Genomic DNA, 22,937 nt, shown 5'->3' with positions numbered 1-22,937 from the left:
TTTTATACTCCCTCATTAAAGTAAGGTTTTTCTCTTGTTTTCTCTGTTTTTCTCAGTATTTCAAATTTCAATAAGACTGCACTTTAATGGACTAACAGAACTTTATTTGTATTTTAGAGGAGGAGGACATAGTTAAATAAACCCTCTTCTTCTATTTTTTTACAAAAAAGGATAATATCTAGAAATATGGTCGCTATTGGATCCCACAATGTTCATGGCGGCACACCCTCCCATTTCTCACGGCGTCATATGAAAAATATGCGCATACATTCCTTCGTTCTGCCTATCCATGAAGTGGGGTCGGCGATGCTTTCTTGCGGGGTCATTGCCCAATAGTATAAATGCTTGCCGACTGCTCCTAGCTTCTGTTGTAAGTCTTCTTCAAATTGAAACAACTTTAAAATACTTCGACTACTAAGTGAATAAAAAATGAGAATTAAATATTGTCATCGATACTACTGTTTATGTTATATAAATCTTCGACTATTTTCTGCACCTAACTTCTTTTTGATCACTTTACCCTATCCTTTTAAGCAGCTTCTTGCATACTAAAATGAGGAATATCTTGTAACATTTTAGCTGGTTCAAACTCAATTTGTTTCTTTCCAATCGTAAATAAAATACGAATTAATTTACAACATATAGCGATGATAGACTGCTTCTTTTTTAATGGATTTTCATTTCGTGTAATAAAGTACTGATGTAGTGCCTTAAATGCAGGATTTTGAGCTACAAGAGGCAACACGACTTTAAACAATAGTGCCCTTAATTTAGGACGCCCTCGTTTAGTAATAATTGTTTGCCCTTTCCACTTTCCTGATGTAGCTAGTTTTAAGTTTAATCCTGCTAACTTAACAATTTGGTCGGGATGTGAGTACTTTTGTAAATCACCGACTTCTGCAAAAAAGGAGGCTACTGTAACTTGTCCAATACCTTTAATATCTCCCATCTCTCTCGCCCCTGGAACATCTTGTATGATGTTCTCTACTTCACTCCAGACGCTCTCTAATTGTTCTGAAAGAAGATCGTATTGGTCTAGTAAGCTTTTTAATTTTAACCTAGCTAGACTTCGCCCCTCTTTAATGCCTACTGAACGAAGGGCAACGTTTTTCAACTGAACAACCTTCTTTATTCCCACACCTTTTTTAACTTCTTTACGAATTTCAGCTAGAATTTCCAAGTCTTCACGCTCTAATAACTCATCAGGAAAAAGTCCCATTCTTAGAACTTGTAGAGAAGCTTTTCCATCCCACTTCCCAAAGACCGTTAAATATTCAGGAAAGAAACGGTCGAGCCATTGGTGAACTATATTTTTCACAGCTGTTAGGTCCTGTACCAATTGGTTATATAGGTTCATACCTTCACGTAAATCCGAGTATATACCTTCCGGTAAATTGGGCTCCGAATATCTTCCGCCCTCAATAAGTCTAGAGATAACTCTAGCATCCTTGAAATCATTCTTAGTAGGAGAATTGTCATCTAACTCCTTTGTTTGCTTAACATGAGCTGGATTAACTACAACCACCTTTTTTCCTTTTTCTTTTAGCCAATAAGCCAACGGAAGCCAATAATGTCCAGTAGGTTCCATCCCAATGATGACATCTTCCTTAGACTGTTTAGCTTTGATTTGATTTAACCAGTTTATGAAACCTTCAAAACCCTCATATGTGTTTAAAAATGTATGAGCTTTTCCAAATTGTATACCTCTATAATCTTGTGCTCTTGCGACATGCTTATGTTTAGCAATGTCAACCCCTATAATTAAGGTTTTTTCTGTAAGTTGCAGAATCTTGTCATTTTGTTTATACTTCATTTTATGTCCTCCTTTGGTTATTAAATGTCCTTTGCGCTGATCAGCTTGGACACTTTGTATCATACCAAGGAGGCTTATTTTATTCAAATCTCATTTTGCTTTAATACAGGAATGCTTTCTTATCTTTCAAGAAAAGCGAAAGGCGCGCCCGGAGCTAGACACTAAAACTAGGTACAAACTTTTATACTTTCTTATCTTTCAAAAAAAAAGATTAGCCCGTGTTTAAAGGACTAATCTTCTATAGTGATCAACTCTATTACTCTTCGTCTTCTTCAGCAAGGAATGTGTTTAGCATTTCCTCAATCATATCCCATTCTTCTTCAGTTTCGATTGGTTGTAGTTCGCCTTCTTCATTTTCAGCATTACTATCGAAACTTGATGCATGTATTTCAATTTCTTCATCATCATTTTCGTCAGCCCCTAGTGGATAATAAAGAACGTATGATTTCTTGAATTCTTCTGAATCAAATGTAAAAAGTACTTCGCATAGTTGTTCATTTCCGTTTTCGTCAATTACAGTAATTTGGTTATCATCATGTGTCATATCTTTCACCTCATCTAATTTTTACTATCAAGATAGCCTTGCAAAATCATAACTGCAGCCATTTTATCAATTACCTTTTTGCGTTTTTTTCTGCTCACATCAGCAGAAATTAACATTTTTTCCGCTGCCATTGTAGTAAGACGTTCATCCCACAGTATAGTTGGAAGTCCGAACTGTTCATTTAACATGTCTGCAAACACTTGACTAGCTATACCCCTAGGTCCAATTGTACCATTCATATTTTTGGGATAGCCGATGACAATTGAATCTACACCATACTCGTCAATTAGTTGGCGAAGTCTGTCCAAGCCAAATTGTTGTCTTTCTTCATTAATCTTTATTGTTTCAATACCTTGTGCAGTCCAGCCCATTTCATCGCTAATGGCTACACCTATGGTTTTTGATCCAACATCTAAGCCAAGTACACGCATCTGGTTTATCCCTCTCGATGACTCTTTAAGTATGATTTCACTAATTCCTCAATTAATTCATCACGCTCAAGCTTGCGAATAATATTACGTGCATCTTTATGACGAGGAATGTAAGCTGGGTCTCCTGACAATAAATAACCTACAATTTGATTAATAGGATTATATCCTTTTTCCTGTAGAGCTTCATAAACTTTAATCAATACCTCATTAACATTTGTTTCAATCGGTTCTTCAGGAAAATTGAATTGCATTGTTTTATCAAATGAGCTCATCTTCTGCACCTCACTCTCAGATTCTGCTGCATGAATCTGGTATGTCATCTCTTATATCCATTGTACACTAACTAAAGACAATATAAAAACTTTATCAAACTGATTTTACCCATTCTTCGACAAATTGTAATGCGCGATCAAGTTCTTCAGGGTTCTTACCACCCGCTTGTGCCATATCGGGGCGTCCGCCACCACCGCCACCACACCTAGTTGCTACTTCCTTAGCCAGCTTCCCAGCATGGAAGCCTTTTTCAATTAGGTCTTTCGTGACTCCAGCTGTAATATTTACTTTATCTTCATTTACACTGCCGAGTACAATGACAGCAGAGCCGAGCTTTTGTTTTAAATCATCTACCATTGTACGCAGATTATTCATATCAATCCCATTTATTCTGCTATATAAAACGGTAACATCTCCAATTTGTTTTGCCTTATCAACGAGGTTTCCTGCTTCAATATTACCAAGCTTAGCTGACAAGGACTCATTTTCTCTTTGAAGATTACGTAATTCGTATTGAAGTGCTTCAATACGAATTGGCACTTCCTTTGGTTTTGTTTTTAACATGGAAGCAACATCTTGTAATAGCTTTACTTGGTCGCTCACTATTTGGTAAGCAGCTTGTCCAGTTAAAGCTTCTATTCTTCTAGTTCCAGCTCCAATTCCTGTTTCTGAAACAATCTTAAATAAGCCAATTACTGATGTGTTTGGAACATGACAACCACCACAAAGCTCTAAGCTATAGTCTCCAACTTGGACAACACGAACGATATCTCCATACTTTTCACCAAATAATGCCATTGCACCCATTGCTTTTGCTTCATTTAGAGACTTATATTGAATATCTACAGCTATACTTCTCCAAATCTTTTCATTTACAATTGACTCAATCTTTTCAAGCTCATCATCTTTAATTTGACCAAAATGTGAGAAATCGAATCGTAAACGCTCGGCAGACACTTGAGAACCTGCTTGATTAACATGTTCTCCTAATACATCCTTTAAAGCTTGGTGTAAAAGATGTGTCGCTGTATGGTTTTTAATAATGTTTGCTCTTTTTTCATTATTTATTTTTGATGTAACAGAAGCGCCTTTTTGAATTGAACCTTTTTCTACAATAACACTGTGAATGTTTTGGCCATTCGGTGCTTTTTGAACATCCTTAACTAGTAGCCTTACATCTTCATTAACAAGTTCCCCTTGGTCAGCTACTTGACCCCCACTTTCTGCATAAAATGGAGTTTTATTGAGAATAATCTGAATTTCGTCTCCAACTACTGCACGGTCAACTAATTCACCATTCTTCAAAATAACATCTACAACTGATGTCGTTTCAAGGTTTTCATAGCCTACAAATTCACTTTCTACTCGAATTTCTCCAAGTACACCTGTTTGAACCTGCATTGAATCAACATCCTGCCTAGCCGCTCTTGCACGCGCACGTTGACTATTCATCTCACTTACAAAACCGTCATGATCAAGTTTCATTTTTTCTTCTTCTGCATATTCTTCTGTTAGTTCAACAGGGAAACCATATGTGTCATATAATCTAAAAACATCTTCGCCTGCAATAGTGTCATTCCCTGCTGCTTTTTCTTTCTTTATGACGCCAGAAAGGATAGCCAAACCTTCATTTAAGGTTTCATGGAAACGCTCTTCTTCATTTTTTACCACTTTCTGGATAAATTCTTTCTTAGCCTGAACCTCTGGATAAAAATCAACCATAATTTCTCCTACAACAGGTACCAGTTCAAACATAAAAGGTCTGTTAATGTTGATTTGCTTCGCATAACGGACTGCACGACGTAGTAAACGACGTAATACATATCCACGTCCTTCATTTGAAGGCAGTGCACCATCACCAACTGCAAAAGTTACTGTACGGATATGATCTGCAATCACTTTGAAAGCAACATCTTTTTCTTTATCTTGCAGGTATTTCACACCAGATACATGTTCGGTTGCCTCTATAATCGGGATAAATAAATCGGTATCAAAGTTTGTTGGGACATTCTGAATAACCGAAACCATTCGCTCTAATCCCATACCAGTATCAATGTTTTTCTTTGGTAGCGGTGTATAAGTTCCATCCGGATTATGGTTAAATTGTGAAAATACTAAATTCCATACCTCTAGGTAACGCTCATTTTCCCCGCCTGGATATAGTTCAGGGTCTTCTAGGTTATTACCATAGGATTCCCCACGATCATAAAAGATCTCAGTATTTGGTCCACTTGGTCCTTCACCTATATCCCAGAAATTCCCTTCTAAACGGATGATTCGTTCCTCAGGAACACCAATTTTATCTTTCCAAATATCAAAAGCTTCGTTGTCTTCTGGATGAATTGTAACTGAAAGCCTATCAGGATCAAAGCCAATCCAGTCTTTACTAGTTAAAAATTCCCAAGCCCAGATGATAGATTCCTCTTTAAAGTAGTCCCCTATGGAAAAGTTACCCAGCATTTCAAAAAATGTATGATGTCTAGCTGTTTTACCAACGTTTTCGATATCATTTGTACGAATTGATTTTTGTGCATTACAAATTCGAGGATTCGCTGGGATAACTCGACCATCAAAATATTTTTTTAATGTTGCAACACCACTGTTAATCCATAACAGGGAAGGATCTTCATGTGGAACTAATGGTGCACTAGGTTCAATAGCATGACCTTTTTCTTTAAAAAAATCAAGAAACATTTGACGTACTTGAGCAGATGTTAAATTCTTCATTATCTCTTTACCTCCAATTTTGGTTTAAATAAGCGTATGCGCCTTAGTCAGTCAGAAACAATAAAAGTGGCCAACATACTCTCTCTAGTCGACATCCGCATAGCAGGTTCTTAAAAGACACCAACACAGAACCGGCATTTGCTTTTAGAGGCGCTAAACTGGACAAAAAACTGCATAAAAAAATACCCTTATCCCAAAACAGGGACGAGAGTATTCTCGCGGTACCACCCTGATTATGAACATAGAGTTATATGTTCATCACCTCAATACAGCTTTGGTAACGGTGCCTACCGGTAGTTTTTCCCTACACTCAGGATTAGCGTTCCGTTTTCCTCCACCCTAGAATTTCTCTCAGCCTTAGGAAATCCCTCTCTGACGTGAAAAATCACGTGGTAGATGGTTTAAAAACGTACTCGGGTCCTTCATAGTTTTATGTATTAATACATATATTGTAATGATAATTTAAATCCGATTATAGACAAGCGTTTGCTATTTGTCAATGTTTGTTGAGTTGAAATAAATTAAACGTTACTAGTTGATATGACTTATGATACTTATTACTTGTATTGGTCCTTATGACTCGACTCCTTTAATAAAGTGTGATTTAGCATGCACAATAATGACTTTTATAATTGCTAAGACTGGTACAGCAATTATTAACCCAATCACACCACCAACTTCTCCACCCAATAGTAAAGCCACCATAATCATGATTGGATGCATATGCAGGCTTTTGCCTACAATTATTGGCGAAAGAAGATTACCCTCAATAAATTGTAAAATAAAAACGATAATAAGAACTACAATAACCATTTCAATCGATATTGTTGCTGCAATAAGCCCCGCCGGAATCGCACCAATTAATGGACCGAAATAGGGAATGATATTAGTAATTCCAATCACGACACCAAGTAATAAAGGGTACTTCATTCCGAAAATCCATAATGCAATTGAAGCAAAAAGTCCTATGATTAGACAAACCAGTAATTGACCTCTAATATAATTTCCTAATGACTCATCGATGTCTTTAATAAATAATTGCCCAGACTGCCTGAAACGTCTGGGTGTTATATACCAAATTGCTTTTTTTATCTCGTCATAGTCTTTAAGCATGTAAAATACAATAAAAGGGATAATTGCTAATAATAAAATAGAGCTAAGCAGCATCTTCAATGTACCTATAACCTTATTTAAAATATAGTCCATTCCTTCTTCAATCGTAATAAGGCCTTCTTCAAGTTTTGCATTTAGTCCACTCGGTAAATACGATGCCTTATTTTGAATGTTTGTTAGCCATTCACGATATGTTTCTAGAACTAATGGGAAATTTTCAACTAACTCCCTCAACTGTGTAATGACAATGGGTATACCACGATATATCCCAAACCCCATGCCTCCAAAGAATAAAATATAAATAATAAGGATGGCCATTGATCTAGGGAGTCCCTGGTAATGGATTTTTTCAACTAACGGATGAAGCAGGTAGGTAATAAAGCTGGAAATAAGAAAGGGAAGTAATACTATTTTTATCACATGTACAATTGGAACCCATATTGGGGCTAATTTCAAAAACACAAACAGTGCTAGAAAAAAAAGTAATAAAACACCAAATCTAAGTAGCCACTTTATTGAAGATTCATTCAATATTATTTCTCCTTTCACTCTTATTTACGGTTTTATGCCTAACACAAGTCCCTCTATTTTTATCTAATTAAAAAGACTAGAAAATTGCTTGGGAACTTGAACAAAATTTTTACACTTTCTTTATATTTGAAGAAAGCCCCACTAAAATAGTGGGGCTTTGCCATTAATAAATCGCTTTAGAAAGTCGTTTACGCATTTGTTTCATTGTTTTATTGTTCATCATATTCCCCATATTGTTTCTTTGAGCCATGCTGTATGCAGCCGCACCTAACCCAAGAGCAATTATTGAAGTCATTGTTTTATTCATTCTGCTTCCCCCTAGCTTTAGATTACATACTTAGTGTTCTGTCATCTTCAGCAAACAAATCGTCAAGTGAGCTTAGAGACCCGTCCTCTTCAACCTGATGGGTATATATTTGTCCTTTTAAAACTGAAAGTTCAATGAAACAGGTCCAGCAGTAGTATTGATTTACGCCAATTTTTCCAATATCTTTACTTTTACAATTTGGGCACTTTAACACAGGTGTACACCTCTCATCATGGTTTTACATCAACGACGATGACATCTTTACCAACTGTGATTGGTTGATTAGTTCTTACAACCTTTTTCCCCTCAGTTATATCTGCAAAGAAGCCATCCGTTAGCTCATACCCTATAATAGTGCCCAATTCTTCTTGAAAATATACATCCTCCAAAAGCCCAAGCTTTTCACCTTCAGCGGATAATACTGGTTTTCGAAAAAGACCATGATGAGAGCTTATAAAATGTGTGGTTTTATTTTGCTGTACCATTGGTAAGGTTTCAAGGTTACATTTAACCATTACTCCACCGGAACCAATCGATGCGATACTCGCTATAGGAATTAATCGATCTCGACTGAAAAGGCCTTTTCCATCTAAAACTAACGATTTGACCTCCCCAGTTGTGGTGATACATATATCTGAGACATTCCCTAACAATTTACCTGTTTTTTCGTTATATACTGGTACACCTTTTAATAATGATAATGTCCGCAAAGATATCAACCACCTTCCGAACATTACTTATCTTTCACTTTCATCCATAAAGTCATACGGTGAAAGGTTTTCCATGCCAATATTTGCATCCCTCATAAAAGGTACTACATCAACTCCAGATTCAGCGTCAGTGGGTATGACTAATTTTTCTAATGGGGCTTTTAAATCATGCTGAAGTTTTGTAGCAAGTGTTGTTTGCCGAAGTCCATCATCATTCCTACGAATTCCTTGACGTAGTGCTTCTTCTTCTCCACATAATATTAAGAAGTTCTTACTTCTTGTAATTGCAGTGTAAATTAGATTTCTTCTTAGCATTCGATAATAGCTTTTCACAATTGGAAGGATAACAATTGGAAATTCACTACCTTGAGATTTATGGATTGAGCAACAATATGCATGTGTAATTTGCGTTAGTTCTTGTTTCGTATAGGTGGCTTCATTTCCGTCAAACGAGATAACTATTAAGTCCTGTTTCTCAGTGTTCTCTTTTGCATAAAAGATTGAAACAATTTCACCAATATCCCCATTAAAGACGTTGCTTTCAGGTTGATTAACTAATTGAAGTACTTTATCACCAACCCGATAGATGCTATCCCCGAATTGCATTTCACGTTTTTGATCGGACTTTGGATTAAACATGTCCTGTAACATGATATTTAATTGATCAATCCCAGCTGATCCCCGGTACATCGGAGCAAGTACCTGAATATCTCTTGCGGAATAGCCTTTTTCCTTAGCATTTTGTGATACTTTTCGTACCACATCCAAAACCTGTGTTTGACTGCACTTTATAAATGACCGATCAGGTTTAGGATTGGTAATATCTGGTGGTAAACCGCCTGTTTTAATATCATGAGCGAGATCAATAATTGATGAGCCTTGTGCTTGTCTATAAATATCAGTTAGAAGCACAGTTGGTATAACCTTGGAGGCTAATAAATCCTTCAATACTTGTCCTGGACCAACCGATGGCAATTGATCTTCATCACCCACAAGGAGCACTTGCATGGAAGGTGGTAATGATTTGAATAATTGGTTTGCTAACCAAATATCGACCATCGATACCTCATCAACAATAAGTAATTTTCCATTAATCTGATTATCTTCATCATGTACAAAGCCTTCAACTCCGTTCCACCCAAGGAGGCGATGAATCGTCACAGCTGGCAGCCCTGTCGCCTCACTCATTCTTTTAGCTGCTCGACCTGTTGGAGCAACTAAAAGGATAGGAAAAGGATTTTCGTCATTATAATCCTTCGGTTCTAAAGAGCATCCATGTAATTCACCATATAATTCGACAATACCCTTAATAACAGTCGTTTTTCCTGTTCCTGGACCGCCTGTTAATAAAAGCATTGGAGACATTAACGCATTTTGAATGGCTTGTTTTTGAGATGGTGCATATTCTACTTTCAATCTTTCTTCAAGTTTTCCTAATGCCAATAAAAACTCACTCTCAGGAAAGCTATCTGCGTATTCTGTTTGCTCAAGAATTCTTGTAATATTTGTTACTAGTCCTTTCTCAGAATAAAATAGAGAAGGGACATACACGCGTTCCTCTTCAATTATAAGCTTTCCTTCTTCAGCTAAACACGTTATTTCCCGAGAAATGTCGAATTCTGAAATAACATCGCGTTTATTTTCTTCTAAAAGATGCTTTACCTTATGTAGTAATTGGGCTTGCAACAAATAAACGTGTCCTTCTTGGATAGAATCCTGTTCAAGGATATATAAACAGCCAGCGCGAATTCGATCTGAATGATTCCCTGATATGCCTAAAACATGTCCAAGCTCGTCTGCTCGTCCAAAACCAATCCCTTCAACATCCTCAACCATTTTGTACGGATTTTCTTGTATTATTTCCAATGTCTGATCTTTATACGTTTGATAGATTTTCATTGACAATTGCGGACCAAAACCATATTGCGACAGGCCTATCATGATTTGTTCAAGACCTTGGTGTTCAATTAAGGATTTATATATTTCTTTAGCCTTTTCATCCGATAATTTTGGGATTTTAGATAATACAGTAGGGTTTTCTAAAATTTTTGAAATTGCACTTTCACCTAATGTCTCAACAATGTTTTCAGCCGTTTTCTTACCAATACCTTTAAATAAATCACCTGACAAATATTGGATAATACCTTGCTTTGATTGTGGTAATTCTTTCCTAAAATGTTCAACATGAAATTGAAGTCCAAACTTAGGATGCTCCTTTAGCGCTCCAAAAAATATGTATACTTCGTCTTCATGAATTCTCGGGAAATAACCTGTAACAACTGCCTCCCTCTCAGTATATTCTTCATTTGTATCCTGAACACGAACCCTAACAACAGAATAAAGATTTTTCTCGTTATGAAAAATAGTAACTAAATGTGTACCTTTAATGTATTTCTGTTGCTCTTGAAATAGATCAAGGGAGTTTTGTTGTTCCATTTTATTTCCCTCCTAACATCACCACAAATTATTTATGATTTAATTATTGTTATTTCCTGCTTCTTCAACTAATTTTTTTCCATGTCCGGCCAAAAGGTGATCAGGTTGAAGTGACAGTGCTTTGTCAAACATTAATATCGCGGCTTCACCATCATCTTTATAACCTGCAAATGCTACCCCTAAATTATAATAAGCATCTGCATGTGTTGGATCTAGTTCAATTACTTTATTAAATTGTTCTATTGCTTCGTCAATCATCGATTGACTGGCCAGGCTTAGTCCGAATTGGAAATGTGCCTCTATATCGTCTACATTTAACTCAACCGCTCGTTGAAAATAGGGCATAGCAAGGCGTGGCTGGTCTATCTGTTGAATCGTCATTCCTAACATAAAATAAAGATCTGAATTATCCAAGCCTTTTTTCATCGCCTCTTCAAACATTTTTCTAGCTTCTGCAAAGTTCTCATCATTAAAATAAAGATTTCCCGCACCATAGTATGCAGTTGCAGCTTCTGGATCTAGTTCTATTGCTTTATTAAAAAAATTCAAAGCCTTTTCTTCCTCACCAAGAGCAGATAATAAATTGCCAAAATTAATATAGACGAGTGAGTCATTTGGGTTTTCTTCTATTGCCTCAGCAAAAGCTTTCGCTGCTTCCTCGTATTGCCCTTCTTGCATATATTTAATACCTTGTTTATTTTTATCTAGCATTATATACACTCCAAACATTAGTTTTCTAACTATTTTTGTCTAATTATTATAGCATAGCTGGGATTTTGAAGCTTTCTATACTAAAACAATATATTTTTCTTAAAAAGCCGAAAACCTCAACTCGACAAAATAGAGTTGAGGCTTCATATGAGTTTTCTACTATTTATTTAAACATACCAGATTTTTTCATTCTCTTTAAATACTTCATCAATAGTACCCCCGCCAATACAAACTTCATCGTGATAAAAAACGACTGCTTGTCCAGGTGTTACGGCTCGAATCTGTTCATCAAAAACAACAGTTACATTGTTGTTATCAATAAAACGGACAGTAACATCATTATCTTGCTGACGGTATCTAAATTTAGCAGTACATTTTATCTCTTCGTTTGGTTGTTTACCTGAAACCCAGCTAATGTTAGTTGCAATAATTGAGTCAGAATACAGTAATTCATTATGAAATCCTTGTTCAACATACAAAATGTTTTTTTTAAGATCCTTACCAACTACAAACCAAGGTTCCCCACTTCCACCAATACCTAGACCCTGTCTTTGGCCAATCGTGTAATACATCAGTCCATCATGTTTACCTTTAACCTCACCAGCAAGTGTTTCCATGTTACCTGGCTGTGCAGGAAGATAGTTACTTAAAAAATCTTTGAAGTTCCTTTCACCAATAAAGCAAATTCCAGTACTATCTTTTTTAGCTGCAGTAGCTAGATTGGCTTTATGCGCAATTTCACGCACCATTGATTTCTCAATATTTCCTATTGGAAAAAGAACCTTTGAAAGTTGGTCTTGTCCTAGTTGATTTAAAAAGTAGGTTTGGTCTTTATTTTCATCTAACCCACGTAGCATTTTATATTCTCCACCAATATATTCAACACGTGCATAATGACCAGTCGCTAAATAATCTGCTCCTAGGGTAAGGGCATGCTCAAGAAATGCTTTAAATTTAATTTCTTTATTGCACATTACATCCGGATTTGGAGTTCGACCCGCTTTATATTCTTCTAAAAAGTACGTAAAAACTTTGTCCCAATACTGCTTTTCAAAATTAACAGCATAATAAGGAATACCGATTTGATTACACACTCTTATAACATCATTATAGTCCTCAGTAGCTGTACACACACCGAATTCATCGGTGTCATCCCAGTTTTTCATGAAGATGCCAATTACATCATAACCCTGCTCTTTTAGGAGAAGAGCTGCTACAGATGAATCCACTCCACCAGACATTCCTACCACAACACGTGTGTCTTTAGGTGCTTTATTCAATTTATTTCACTTCCATTACTAAAAGTTTTATTTTGTTAAACGCTTTACTACTTTTACGGTTTCCTCTGCAGCTTTTCTAACTTGTTCTTCTGTATTACCTAGTCCGAAGCTAAAGCGGATCGATGATTTTACACGATCAGAATTACGACCAAACATCGCAACTAACACATGTGACGGGTCTATGGAGCCAGCCGTACAAGCTGATCCACTTGAAGCTGAAACCCCCGCCAAATCTAAGTTCACTAGCATGGATTCTACATTGGTTTTTGGAAAAGAAAGATTAATGATGTGTGGCAGGGATTCTACAGATTTGCCATTGATGTTAAACACAATTTTATGTTGATTTAACGTTCCTGTAAATATCTCTTGGAATTTCAGATAATCTGCCCTTCGTTCCTGTAGGTTTTGTTTAGAAAGGTGTACAGCATGAGCTAAACCAATAATACCAGCCACATTTTCTGTACCAGCACGTCTTTTTCTTTCTTGTTCTCCACCATAAAGGTTCGGTGTTATTTTGATTCCTTCTCTAGCATATAAAAAACCTGTACCTTTAGGACCATTTATCTTGTGTCCTGATACGGATAGTAAATCAACTCCAAGTTCATTTACCTGAATTGGAATTAAACCGAAAGCTTGGACGGCATCGGTATGTAAAACAGCTTGGTGATCTTGAATAAGTTCACCGATTTCTTTAATTGGTTGGACGACACCGACCTCATTATTACCATACATAATTGAAACTATTATCGTTTCAGTAGTTAACGCTTCTTCAATGTCTTTAATCGAAACCAATCCATTTTCATCAACAGGTAGGTAGGTAACTTCAAATCCCTCTGCTTCTAAAAATTCACAAGTATGAAGTACAGCATGATGTTCAATCACGGTTGTAATAATATGGTTTCCTTTTTCACGGTTTGCTAAAGCAACGCCAATTAAAGCTAAATTATCAGCTTCAGTACCCCCACTAGTAAAAATGATTTCTGTTGGTTTTGCTCCAATTGAATGTGAAATGCTTTGTCTAGCCTCATCGAGTGCATGACGGCTTTGACGTCCATAGTGATGAATACTTGATGGATTACCAAATATTTCAGTCATATACGGTAGCATCTTGCAGGCAACATCAGGGTGCATAGGTGAGGTGGCAGCGTGATCCAAGTATACTCTATCCAAATAATACCCCTCCTTTTAACAACCGGTCATTTTTTAAAAGATAAGAAAGTATAAAAGTTTGTACCTAGTTTTAGTGTCTAGCTCCGGGCGCCAATATCTTCTGCAAAAATAATACAAAAAATGATTAGATTTATTTTAACCTTATAGTTTGGTTATCATAACAATACAAACTTAGATATTTGTTATATATAAAACATGTATGATTCCTGTTCACCATCAGTATAGCTCGCTAAATCATCAAGAGTTGTGTTGTCTAATACCTCTTTAACTGCATCTCTTATCCGAATCCAAAGTTCACGTTTAGCAGGTTCTTCATCCTCTAATACTTCTACAGGACTTATAGGTCCTTCTAGAACACGGATAACGTCACCCGCTGTAATTTTAGTTGGTTCATCTGCTAATATGTACCCACCATATGCTCCGCGGATACTTTTCACCAATCTTGCATTACGTAATGGTGCTACAAGTTGTTCTAAATAGTGCTCTGATAAATTATGGGTTTGAGCAATAGATTTTAAGGAGGTTGGTCCTTCTCCATGCTTTTTTGCAAGTTCAATCATGATTGTTAAACCATATCTACCTTTTGTCGAGATCTTCATCTTTTACACCCCTAATTCCCTAGTTACTTAAATTGTTGATTTTTATAACTGGTTCATATCGTTTAGATACTTTATTTAGTAGACTGTCCGCTATACCTTGACATTGCGGTAATGTATGCCCAACTATTGTACCAATAGTAAAACTAAAAATGATCGTTCCAATAAAAACCGGTCCCCCAAGTAGCCACCCAACTGTAAGAACGACAATTTCCATAGCTCCTCGTATATATTGTACCTTCCAGCCTGTTTTTTCAGTCAGTGCAATCATTAAGCTATCTCTAGGTCCTGCACCGCATCGTGCTGAAATATATAACCCTATACCATACCCTGAGATTGCAATACCAAATAGAAGCATGATAATTTTCCCGAAAATTGTGCTTGGTGTTTGTAGAAAAGGAATCATCATATACATATCGATAAACAATCCAACTGTTAGCATATTCAAAAATGCTCCTAGTTGGGGAAAGGTCTTTGTCATCAGTCCCGTTAGTGCTAATATGACGAAGCCTGCAATAATTGACCAAGAACCAATCGAGAGTCCTAACTGATTATATAAACCAATGTGCAACACATCCCATGGTGATGCGCCAAAATTGGCTTTAATTGTTAGTACAATACCTAGGGACATTACTAATAAACCTGTAAAATAGATACTCCATTTAGTAAGTAAATTAGGTAAACTATATTGCCCTTTCAGTCTCATCTAGTCTTTCACTCCGTTCTGATCTTAGGTAGTAGTCAGTTTACAGTGATTTTATATACGCTTTTTAAGCTAATCAGAAATTATCCATAAATTCTATACGCATAAGGGCAACTACGCCTCTGTCTTTGCCTATTAGGCCCGCTACTCGGTGAGTTTTCTTTACCATAAGCTTTTGCAATTATAGCATATATTGAACAACTAATGTATTTTAACAACTCCATAAAATATGATAAAGTTAATTAATCAAATGCAGTTCTAACGAATATCGTCCTTAGTGGAATCAATAACAAGAAAAGCGCAGGGCGCCCGCCTATCGGCGCATCGATTTAAACCCGCCACGTCCTGTGGCGAACATCGACATCAGCACATCCTGTTCAAGTCAAGCATAAGACAAGCCGTCTGGAAGGTTGTTCTTTGACCTTCCAGACGGATTGGCTTATACCATAGAGCCGATGGCGCCTGGAGCTAGACGTAGATAGACAAACACACGAAGTTATACACAACCCTACGATTTTATAAATTCCTAAATAACAAGAAAAAGAAAATACTTAGCCGATTGAGGGGAAATATAAGTGAAACAAAAACCGTTGGCATTTCGAATGCGACCTACTAAAATAGACGAAATTATCGGCCAACAACACCTTGTTGGTGAAGGTAAAATTTTACATCGAATGGTAAAAGCAAAACACCTTACTTCTATGATACTATATGGACCTCCTGGTATTGGTAAAACCTCAATAGCAACTGCTATTGCTGGAAGCACAAAGACAGCATTTAGAAAGCTTAATGCGGTTGTAAACAACAAAAAAGATATGGAAATTGTCGTTGAAGAGGCAAAAATGTCAGGTAAAGTTATTTTAATTTTGGATGAGGTTCATCGTCTAGATAAAGCTAAGCAGGATTTTCTTCTACCGCACCTAGAAAGTGGTTTAATTACTCTGATAGGTGCTACAACTAGTAACCCTTACCATGCAATAAACCCTGCTATACGAAGTCGGTGTCAAATATTCGAACTTAAGCCCCTACTCCCAGATGAGATTGAGCTAGCATTGGTTAGAGCTATCAGTGATACTGAACACGGCCTAGGTTCACTTAATGTTGAGATTACATCAGAAGCCTTATCACATATTGCTAATTCCTCAGGCGGCGATGTTCGGTCCGCTCTCGGAGCAATCGAGCTTGCTGCACTTTCAACAGATGCAAATGAAGACGGTATAATTAAGATTAATTTACCAATTGCTGAAGAGTGTATGCAAAATAAGAGCTTTGTTCATGACAAAAACGGTGATGCCCATTATGATGTGTTATCTGCATTTCAAAAATCGATTCGTGGAAGTGATGTTAATGCTGCATTACATTATTTAGCTCGCTTAATTGAAGCAGGTGATATGGTTAGCATTAGTCGTAGGTTATTAATTATTGCATATGAAGATATCGGGCTTGCTAGTCCACAAGCAGGGCCACGCGCACTTTCTGCTATTGAAGTCGCAGAAAGAGTAGGATTTCCAGAGGCACGAATCCCACTTGCTAATATTGTTATTGAACTATGTCTATCACCTAAATCCAATTCCGCCTATAAAGCTCTTGATTCAGCCATTCAAGATGTTCGGTCAGGATTTTCAGGAGACATCCCTGATCATCTAAAGGATGCTCACTACAAAGGAGCTGAAAAGCTTGGCCGTGGAATAGAGTATAAATATCCTCACAACTATGAAAACGGATGGGTCAAACAGCAATATTTACCTGACAGGCTTAAAAACAAAACTTATTTTGAGCCAAAACACACTGGGAAATTTGAACAAGCACTTGCTCAATTATATGAAAAACTTCAAAAGAATCGGTAAACGGATGTTGTTTCATCCTCTTAACGATTTTGATGGTCGTTGATCTTATTCAACTATTTACTTTTGCAGTATCTAGTTTTTGCTATAATTAAAAGTGCTAGATTTAACCAAGTTTATGACGGAAGTGATGTTGTAATACTTTATAAAACTATCAAAATGTATAAATCGCTCCTTTGTTGGTCATGATAGATAAAAAACTAGCATGAACAGGGAGTTGAAACATATGAAAGTAAGACAAGATGCTTGGTCACATGAAGATGATTTATTATTGGCTGAAACGGTACTACGTTATATACGTGAAGGTGGCACTCAACTAGCTGCTTTTGATGAAGTTGGAGATAAACTAAACCGAACATCAGCCGCTTGTGGATTTCGCTGGAATGCAGAAGTTAGGAACCAATATGAACAAGCGATAGCGATTGCGAAAAAGCAGAGAAAAGAACGGAAACGAGCAATGGAGAATAATAATAAACAAAACTTCATTCAAGAGGTTGGACAATCCAATCAAACATTTCTCAATACTATTATGAATAAGCTTACTAATGAACAGGAATCTGATCCATTTGAACATAATCAATATTTGGAAGATAATGATACGACTACTGAATATAAACAAGAGTATGCAACTGAATTAATTCCAGCTACTCCAAAATCTATTACACTTGAGGATTGTATTTCATTTTTAACTAGCTTAAAGAAACAAGACCAGAATTCTTATAAATTAATGAATGAAAATGAAAGATTAAAACATGAGCATAGTGATCTTTTACAAAAAAATAAAGAATTGGAAAAGAAACTCCAAAAATTAACAGAACAGCAAGCTATGATTCAAGAAGACTATCAGGCACTTGTTCAGATAATGGACCGAGCTCGTCGAATGGTTTTATTTGAGGAAAATGAAGATCGAAAAGCACCATCATTCAGAATGGATAAGAATGGGAATCTAGAAGTAGCTAAATAAAAAAATCGTGGCATCATGCCACGATTTTTTTAAAATATAAAAAGATAAAATTTTGTACCTAGTATTGGTGTCTAGCTCCGGGCGGCCTGCGCATTCCTTATTCTTCTGATACACGTGATATTTTTATATCCTTTAACATTTCACGAACTACATGACTAGCCATAACGAGCCCTGCGACAGATGGAACGAAAGCATTGGATGATGGCGGAAGCTTCGCCTTTCGAATTTTTGCGTTCAAGTCCGGAACAATTTCTTCACGAATGTCTTCTCTAATCACGATTGGACTTTCATCTGAAAATACGACATTTATTCCTTTACGAATTCCTTCTTTTCTTAATCTTGTTCTAATAACCTTTGCAATTGGATCTGTGTGCGTTTTAGAAATATCAGCGATTTTAAAACGAGTTGGGTCCATCTTATTTGCAGCACCCATGCTTGAGATTATTGGTATATTGCGTTCTAAACACTGTTTCATCAAATGGATTTTATAGGAAATCGTGTCAGATGCATCAACTACAAAATCAAGTCCATAACTAAAGAACTGCTCGTACGTATCTTCAGTATAGAACATTTTTAACGCTATAACTTCGCAATCAGGATTAATGTCAGCAATACGTTCCTTCATAAGTTCAACTTTCTGTCTTCCTACTGTTGAAAGAAGCGCTATCAGCTGGCGGTTTACATTTGTTATATCTACATCATCTTTGTCAACTAAAACTAGCCTACCTACTCCTGATCGAGCTAGTGCTTCTGCTGAAAATGACCCTACTCCACCAATACCTAGTACTGCTACTGTGCTATTTTTTAATGTCTCTAATCCTTGTTTTCCAATTGCTAATTCATTTCTAGAGAACTGGTGTAACATTCTATCAACTCCATTAGTAATTTTACTATGTATACTTAGCAGTGCAACACGACTGCTATTTAACGAACCTGTTGCAGTATTTTACCCGAATAGAACTATATCATACTTGAACTGAATTGCAAGTAAATCTATATGAGAAATTAAAGGTTACATAAAAGTGCAAACAAAAACCCTGTATAAGTACAAAATTACTTACACAGGGCTAATTAATTAGCATTATAGTAATAAAAGGGAGTCCCAATTGTGCCGTCGATGCCTTCGTTTTGAACCCGCACTCGGCAGGTGGGTGCCCTGTTTCAACTTTGTAAGTCCTCATCCATGAGGCATGTACGCGGCAAGAAAACTCCGGGCTCCCGTATAACTTATTGTTCGGTCAAAACAATAGATTATACGACGAACACATCAGGACTCTTTAACTCTATGTCAAAATAATAACATAGTGCTAAAGCGTTTTCAAGGTGATTAGAATATGATTTTAAGACCTTTTTTCAACAGTTACCGACAAATTTAGTTCCTTAAGTTGTTCTTGACTGACGAAATCTGGCGCTTTTGATAATAAATCACTTGCACTTGCCGTTTTCGGGAATGCAATAGTGTCTCTTAGGTTTGAACTTCCAGCTAGTAACATTACTAAGCGGTCAAGACCAAGAGCAATTCCACCATGTGGAGGTGTTCCATATTCAAAAGCTTCTAATAAAAATCCGAACTGTTCCTTTGCTTCCTCATCCGAAAATCCTAAAGTTTTAAACATTTTTTCTTGGATTTCACGTTCATAGATACGTAATGAACCTCCACCAAGCTCATAGCCATTTAAAACAAGGTCATAGGCCTGGGCATGAACTTTCTTTGGATCCACATCCAGGTATTTTAGATCTTCTCTTACAGGCATTGTAAAAGGATGATGGGCAGCAAAATAACGCCCTGCTTCTTCATCATACTCAAGTAATGGCCAATCTGTAACCCATAAAAAGTTGAATTTTGTTTCATCAATTAATTTTAGATCTTTGCCAAGTTTTATTCGAAGCGCACCTAAAGCATCTGCAACGACACTCTTTTTATCTGCCACAAATAATAACAAGTCGCCAGCTTCAGCGGATAATGTTACCCTAAACGCTTTCTGCTCCTCTTCATTAAAGAATTTAGAAATTGGTCCTTTCAATTCATTTTCTTCTACTTTTAACCAAGCAAGCCCTTTTGCACCATATATTGATACAAACTCTGTTAGGGCATCAATGTCTTTTCGGGAGTATGAATCTGCTTTACCTTTAACATTAATTGCTTTTACTTGACCACCGTTTCCGGTAGCAGACGTAAATACTTTAAACCCACAATCTTGTACTAATTCTGATAGATCAATTAATTCCATATCAAAGCGTGTATCAGGCTTGTCAGAACCATATCTATTGATAGCATCAGCATATGAAAGTCTTGGGAACTTAGCATCAATATCTAGCCCTTTAACCTGTTTCATTACTTTCGTCATCATTTCTTCCATCATTGCCATAATATCTTCTTGACTCATGAAGGAAGTCTCAATGTCAATTTGAGTAAATTCAGGTTGACGGTCTGCACGTAAGTCCTCATCGCGGAAACAACGAGCAATTTGATAGTAGCGTTCAAATCCTGATACCATTAACATTTGTTTAAACAATTGTGGTGATTGTGGAAGAGCATAAAACTCTCCAGGATGTACTCTACTTGGTACTAAATAATCGCGAGCCCCTTCTGGTGTGCTCTTTGTTAAAATTGGCGTTTCAACATCCAAGAACCCTTCTGAGTCAAGAAAATCACGTATCGTTTTCGTTACGTTGTGACGCATTTTAAATGTTTCAAACATAACAGGGCGACGTAGGTCTAAATAACGATATTTTAATCGTACATCTTCTGATACATCTGTTTGATCCGCAATTATAAATGGCGGTGTTTTTGCAGAATTTAGAATTGTGATTTCTACTGCCTTGATTTCTATCTTCCCTGTTGCAATATTTCCGTTAATTGTACCTTGCTCACGAGCAATGACGGTTCCTTCAATATCTAATACATATTCGTTGCGAACAGTCTCTGCAATCGCTAATGCCTCTTTTGAAACCTCAGGATTAAAGACAACTTGAACAATACCCGTTCTGTCTCTAAGGTCAATAAATATCAAGCCACCTAGGTCACGACGTTTTTGAACCCAGCCTTTTAACTTTACTTTTTCACCAATGACGTTTTCTGTAACCTCACCACAATAATATGTTCTACCATACATTACATTTCACCTCGTGATAATTTATCTGTTATATGTGAAACTAACGAGTCAATTGCTACCTCATTTTGCTCACCAGAGGACATTTCTTTAACATTGACTACATCTCTATTTAATTCCTCATCACCTAATACAACTACATATTTAGCTTGTAAGCGGTCTGCTGTTTTAAATTGTGCTTTTATTTTTTTACCTTGGTAGTCTTTTTCTACACTGAGTCCTGCTTTTCTTAATTGACTTACTATTGACACGGATTTCTGATTTGCTAGATCACCTAATGTAGCTACATAACAGTCAATCATTGATTCCACAGGTAATTCAATGCCCTCAGCGTGCAATGCTGCAATTAACCGCTCTATACTTAAAGCAAAGCCTATTCCTGGTGTATTCGGACCACCTATTTCCTCAACGAGTCCATTGTACCTACCTCCACCACATAGCGTTGTAATGGCTCCAAAGCCCTCAGCATCACTCATAATCTCAAATGCCGTATGGTTATAATAATCAAGACCTCTAACTAGACTAGGATCCACTTCAAACTCAATATCCACGTCTTTTAAGTATTGTTGAACACTGTCGAAATATGTTTTTGAATAATCGTTAAGATAATCAAGAATAGATGGAGAATTTTTCATGAGTTTATGATCGCGATCTTTTTTACAGTCTAGAATTCTCATTGGATTCTTTTCTAACCGTGACTGACAGTCCATACAAAATTCACTAATACTTGAAGAAAAATGCTTTGTCAAAGCATCACGGTGAGCTCTTCTGCTCTCATAATCACCTAAACTATTGATAACAAGCTTAATCTTTTTCAGCCCAAGTGTACGATACAACTCCAACGCTAAGGATATGACTTCCACATCAACTGCCGGGTCATCACTACCTAAAGCCTCTACGCCAAACTGAACAAACTGTCTATAACGTCCCGCTTGTGGACGTTCATACCTGAACATTGGGCCATTGTAGTATAGTTTTGTTGGTTGTGTAGGATTACCGAACATTTTGTTTTCAACAAATGATCGAACAACCGCTGCTGTACCCTCAGGGCGAAGTGTAATATTTCGTCCGCCCCTGTCTTCAAACGAGTACATTTCTTTTTGAACAATGTCAGTTGTTTCACCTACACTTCTTAGAAATAAATCAGTGTGCTCAAAAATTGGTGTGCGAATTTCTTTGTAATTATAACGGCGGCATATATCTCTAGCTACGGCTTCAATGTACTGCCATTTTTCTACATTACCAGGTAATATATCTTGAGTCCCTCTTGGTATTTGAATTGACATACCCTTTTCCTCCTAAATCCTATATAGACTGTTAATTTTATTGTTTAATGTAGATAGGGATGGTTATAAAAATAAAAAACTCCCGTCTCTACAAAACAATTTTGTAGGGACGAGAGTTAAATCCCGTGGTACCACCCTAGTTGAGACAAGTAATATCTCCACTTTAGTCAGTTAACGCCTGATTACGTTCAGCTCCTACTAAAGAAAATTCTTTTTCAGAGAGAAACCTACGGAGTGTTCATTCATTAAGGCATCATGTAGAAATGCTTTCAGCCAGGGCATTTCCTCTCTATCATGTGTATTCTTAATTACTATTCTCCATCATTGGTTATTATCCATTTGCTACTATTCTTGCTCATGGTAGAATTTTATATAATCATACGTA

20 protein-coding genes, 1 other RNA gene and 1 other annotated feature are annotated in these 22,937 nt (G+C 36.7%); of the genes, 2 read left to right on the top strand and 19 right to left on the bottom strand.

Annotated elements, in window-relative coordinates; translation table 11 throughout:
* Nucleotides 1–529: 529 nt before the first annotated feature.
* From PY093_RS08890 to PY093_RS08820, 15 genes are all read right to left on the bottom strand, one after another.
* Entirely contained in the window at nucleotides 530–1,813 is a 1,284-nt protein-coding gene (locus PY093_RS08890) for an IS110 family RNA-guided transposase (RefSeq protein ID WP_275645258.1), read from the bottom strand.
* 256 nt (nucleotides 1,814–2,069) lie between these two features.
* Nucleotides 2,070–2,357: a DUF1292 domain-containing protein gene (locus tag PY093_RS08885; protein WP_275645531.1), complete on the bottom strand. Its 288-nt coding sequence runs from the start codon at nucleotides 2,355–2,357 to the stop codon at nucleotides 2,070–2,072.
* A gap of 14 nt (nucleotides 2,358–2,371) precedes the next feature.
* Entirely contained in the window at nucleotides 2,372–2,788 is a 417-nt protein-coding gene (ruvX, locus tag PY093_RS08880) for a Holliday junction resolvase RuvX (protein WP_275645530.1), read from the bottom strand.
* A gap of 5 nt (nucleotides 2,789–2,793) precedes the next feature.
* Nucleotides 2,794–3,060 (bottom strand): IreB family regulatory phosphoprotein, encoded by a 267-nt coding sequence (locus tag PY093_RS08875; RefSeq protein ID WP_275645536.1) that lies wholly within the window; start codon nucleotides 3,058–3,060, stop codon nucleotides 2,794–2,796.
* A gap of 94 nt (nucleotides 3,061–3,154) precedes the next feature.
* Nucleotides 3,155–5,788: an alanine--tRNA ligase gene (gene alaS, locus PY093_RS08870; RefSeq protein ID WP_275645529.1), complete on the bottom strand. Its 2,634-nt coding sequence runs from the start codon at nucleotides 5,786–5,788 to the stop codon at nucleotides 3,155–3,157.
* Between the two features lie 573 nt (nucleotides 5,789–6,361).
* Entirely contained in the window at nucleotides 6,362–7,432 is a 1,071-nt protein-coding gene (locus tag PY093_RS08865; protein WP_275645528.1) for an AI-2E family transporter, read from the bottom strand.
* 163 nt (nucleotides 7,433–7,595) lie between these two features.
* Nucleotides 7,596–7,739 (bottom strand): DUF3918 family protein, encoded by a 144-nt coding sequence (locus tag PY093_RS08860; protein WP_275645527.1) that lies wholly within the window; start codon nucleotides 7,737–7,739, stop codon nucleotides 7,596–7,598.
* A gap of 22 nt (nucleotides 7,740–7,761) precedes the next feature.
* The gene (locus tag PY093_RS08855) at nucleotides 7,762–7,953 is read right to left on the bottom strand and encodes a hypothetical protein (RefSeq protein ID WP_275645526.1); all 192 of its coding nucleotides are present in this window, start codon (nucleotides 7,951–7,953) and stop codon (nucleotides 7,762–7,764) included.
* 16 nt (nucleotides 7,954–7,969) lie between these two features.
* Nucleotides 7,970–8,449, bottom strand: a complete 480-nt coding sequence (locus PY093_RS08850) for a PRC-barrel domain-containing protein (protein WP_275645525.1) — start codon at nucleotides 8,447–8,449, stop codon at nucleotides 7,970–7,972.
* A gap of 27 nt (nucleotides 8,450–8,476) precedes the next feature.
* Nucleotides 8,477–10,885 (bottom strand): SF1B family DNA helicase RecD2, encoded by a 2,409-nt coding sequence (gene recD2, locus PY093_RS08845; protein ID WP_275645524.1) that lies wholly within the window; start codon nucleotides 10,883–10,885, stop codon nucleotides 8,477–8,479.
* Nucleotides 10,886–10,924: 39 nt separating this feature from the next.
* Nucleotides 10,925–11,596 (bottom strand): tetratricopeptide repeat protein, encoded by a 672-nt coding sequence (locus PY093_RS08840; protein ID WP_275645523.1) that lies wholly within the window; start codon nucleotides 11,594–11,596, stop codon nucleotides 10,925–10,927.
* 167 nt (nucleotides 11,597–11,763) lie between these two features.
* Nucleotides 11,764–12,876, bottom strand: a complete 1,113-nt coding sequence (mnmA, locus tag PY093_RS08835; protein ID WP_275645522.1) for a tRNA 2-thiouridine(34) synthase MnmA — start codon at nucleotides 12,874–12,876, stop codon at nucleotides 11,764–11,766.
* A 27-nt stretch (nucleotides 12,877–12,903) separates the two neighbouring features.
* Nucleotides 12,904–14,046 carry a cysteine desulfurase family protein gene (locus PY093_RS08830; protein ID WP_275645521.1) on the bottom strand — a complete coding sequence of 381 codons (1,143 nt, stop codon included), beginning with the start codon at nucleotides 14,044–14,046 and terminating at the stop codon, nucleotides 12,904–12,906.
* A gap of 182 nt (nucleotides 14,047–14,228) precedes the next feature.
* On the bottom strand, nucleotides 14,229–14,645 hold the full coding sequence (gene cymR / locus PY093_RS08825; RefSeq protein WP_275645520.1) for a cysteine metabolism transcriptional regulator CymR: 417 nt from the start codon (nucleotides 14,643–14,645) through the stop codon (nucleotides 14,229–14,231).
* A 19-nt stretch (nucleotides 14,646–14,664) separates the two neighbouring features.
* Nucleotides 14,665–15,348, bottom strand: coding sequence for a YczE/YyaS/YitT family protein (locus tag PY093_RS08820; protein ID WP_275645519.1), 684 nt, complete (start codon nucleotides 15,346–15,348; stop codon nucleotides 14,665–14,667).
* 599 nt (nucleotides 15,349–15,947) lie between these two features.
* Between PY093_RS08820 and PY093_RS08815 the strand changes: the two genes are divergently transcribed.
* Nucleotides 15,948–17,192 (top strand): replication-associated recombination protein A, encoded by a 1,245-nt coding sequence (locus PY093_RS08815; protein ID WP_275645535.1) that lies wholly within the window; start codon nucleotides 15,948–15,950, stop codon nucleotides 17,190–17,192.
* Between the two features lie 223 nt (nucleotides 17,193–17,415).
* Nucleotides 17,416–18,153: an RsfA family transcriptional regulator gene (locus PY093_RS08810; RefSeq protein WP_275645518.1), complete on the top strand. Its 738-nt coding sequence runs from the start codon at nucleotides 17,416–17,418 to the stop codon at nucleotides 18,151–18,153.
* Between the two features lie 97 nt (nucleotides 18,154–18,250).
* Here the strand turns inward: PY093_RS08810 and PY093_RS08805 are convergent, their stop codons facing one another.
* From PY093_RS08805 to hisS, 4 genes are all read right to left on the bottom strand, one after another.
* Complete coding sequence (locus PY093_RS08805; protein WP_275645517.1) at nucleotides 18,251–19,018, bottom strand: tRNA threonylcarbamoyladenosine dehydratase; 768 nt, start codon at nucleotides 19,016–19,018, stop codon at nucleotides 18,251–18,253.
* Nucleotides 19,019–19,248: 230 nt separating this feature from the next.
* Nucleotides 19,249–19,430: non-coding RNA, 6S RNA (gene ssrS / locus PY093_RS08800), on the bottom strand.
* Nucleotides 19,431–19,493: 63 nt separating this feature from the next.
* Nucleotides 19,494–21,269: an aspartate--tRNA ligase gene (aspS, locus tag PY093_RS08795; protein ID WP_275645516.1), complete on the bottom strand. Its 1,776-nt coding sequence runs from the start codon at nucleotides 21,267–21,269 to the stop codon at nucleotides 19,494–19,496.
* Nucleotides 21,269–22,552, bottom strand: a complete 1,284-nt coding sequence (gene hisS / locus PY093_RS08790) for a histidine--tRNA ligase (RefSeq protein ID WP_275645515.1) — start codon at nucleotides 22,550–22,552, stop codon at nucleotides 21,269–21,271. The genes aspS and hisS overlap by 1 nt, the downstream gene beginning before the upstream one ends.
* A 102-nt stretch (nucleotides 22,553–22,654) precedes the next feature.
* Nucleotides 22,655–22,886, bottom strand: a binding site (T-box leader).
* Nucleotides 22,887–22,937 lie beyond the last annotated feature (51 nt).

The organism is Cytobacillus sp. S13-E01, from assembly GCF_029193815.1.
In the GTDB taxonomy this organism is placed as follows: domain Bacteria; phylum Bacillota; class Bacilli; order Bacillales; family Bacillaceae_L; genus Bacillus_BV.
Note: the sequence above shows the minus strand (reverse complement) of the source record. Positions and strands in the feature narration are given on the sequence as shown.

Bases quoted from the DNA above. Each gene is read 5' to 3' on its own strand.
- PY093_RS08890 (WP_275645258.1), bottom strand. From the start codon at position 1,813: ATGAAGTATAAACAAAATGACAAGATTCTGCAACTTACAGAAAAAACC.
- PY093_RS08885 (WP_275645531.1), bottom strand. From the start codon at position 2,357: ATGACACATGATGATAACCAAATTACTGTAATTGACGAAAACGGAAAT.
- ruvX (WP_275645530.1), bottom strand. From the start codon at position 2,788: ATGCGTGTACTTGGCTTAGATGTTGGATCAAAAACCATAGGTGTAGCC.
- PY093_RS08875 (WP_275645536.1), bottom strand. From the start codon at position 3,060: ATGAGCTCATTTGATAAAACAATGCAATTCAATTTTCCTGAAGAACCG.
- alaS (WP_275645529.1), bottom strand. From the start codon at position 5,788: ATGAAGAATTTAACATCTGCTCAAGTACGTCAAATGTTTCTTGATTTT.
- PY093_RS08860 (WP_275645527.1), bottom strand. From the start codon at position 7,739: ATGAATAAAACAATGACTTCAATAATTGCTCTTGGGTTAGGTGCGGCT.
- recD2 (WP_275645524.1), bottom strand. From the start codon at position 10,885: ATGGAACAACAAAACTCCCTTGATCTATTTCAAGAGCAACAGAAATAC.
- PY093_RS08840 (WP_275645523.1), bottom strand. From the start codon at position 11,596: ATGCTAGATAAAAATAAACAAGGTATTAAATATATGCAAGAAGGGCAA.
- cymR (WP_275645520.1), bottom strand. From the start codon at position 14,645: ATGAAGATCTCGACAAAAGGTAGATATGGTTTAACAATCATGATTGAA.
- PY093_RS08820 (WP_275645519.1), bottom strand. From the start codon at position 15,348: ATGAGACTGAAAGGGCAATATAGTTTACCTAATTTACTTACTAAATGG.
- PY093_RS08815 (WP_275645535.1), top strand. From the start codon at position 15,948: ATGCGACCTACTAAAATAGACGAAATTATCGGCCAACAACACCTTGTT.
- PY093_RS08810 (WP_275645518.1), top strand. From the start codon at position 17,416: ATGAAAGTAAGACAAGATGCTTGGTCACATGAAGATGATTTATTATTG.
- PY093_RS08805 (WP_275645517.1), bottom strand. From the start codon at position 19,018: ATGTTACACCAGTTCTCTAGAAATGAATTAGCAATTGGAAAACAAGGA.
- aspS (WP_275645516.1), bottom strand. From the start codon at position 21,269: ATGTATGGTAGAACATATTATTGTGGTGAGGTTACAGAAAACGTCATT.
- hisS (WP_275645515.1), bottom strand. From the start codon at position 22,552: ATGTCAATTCAAATACCAAGAGGGACTCAAGATATATTACCTGGTAAT.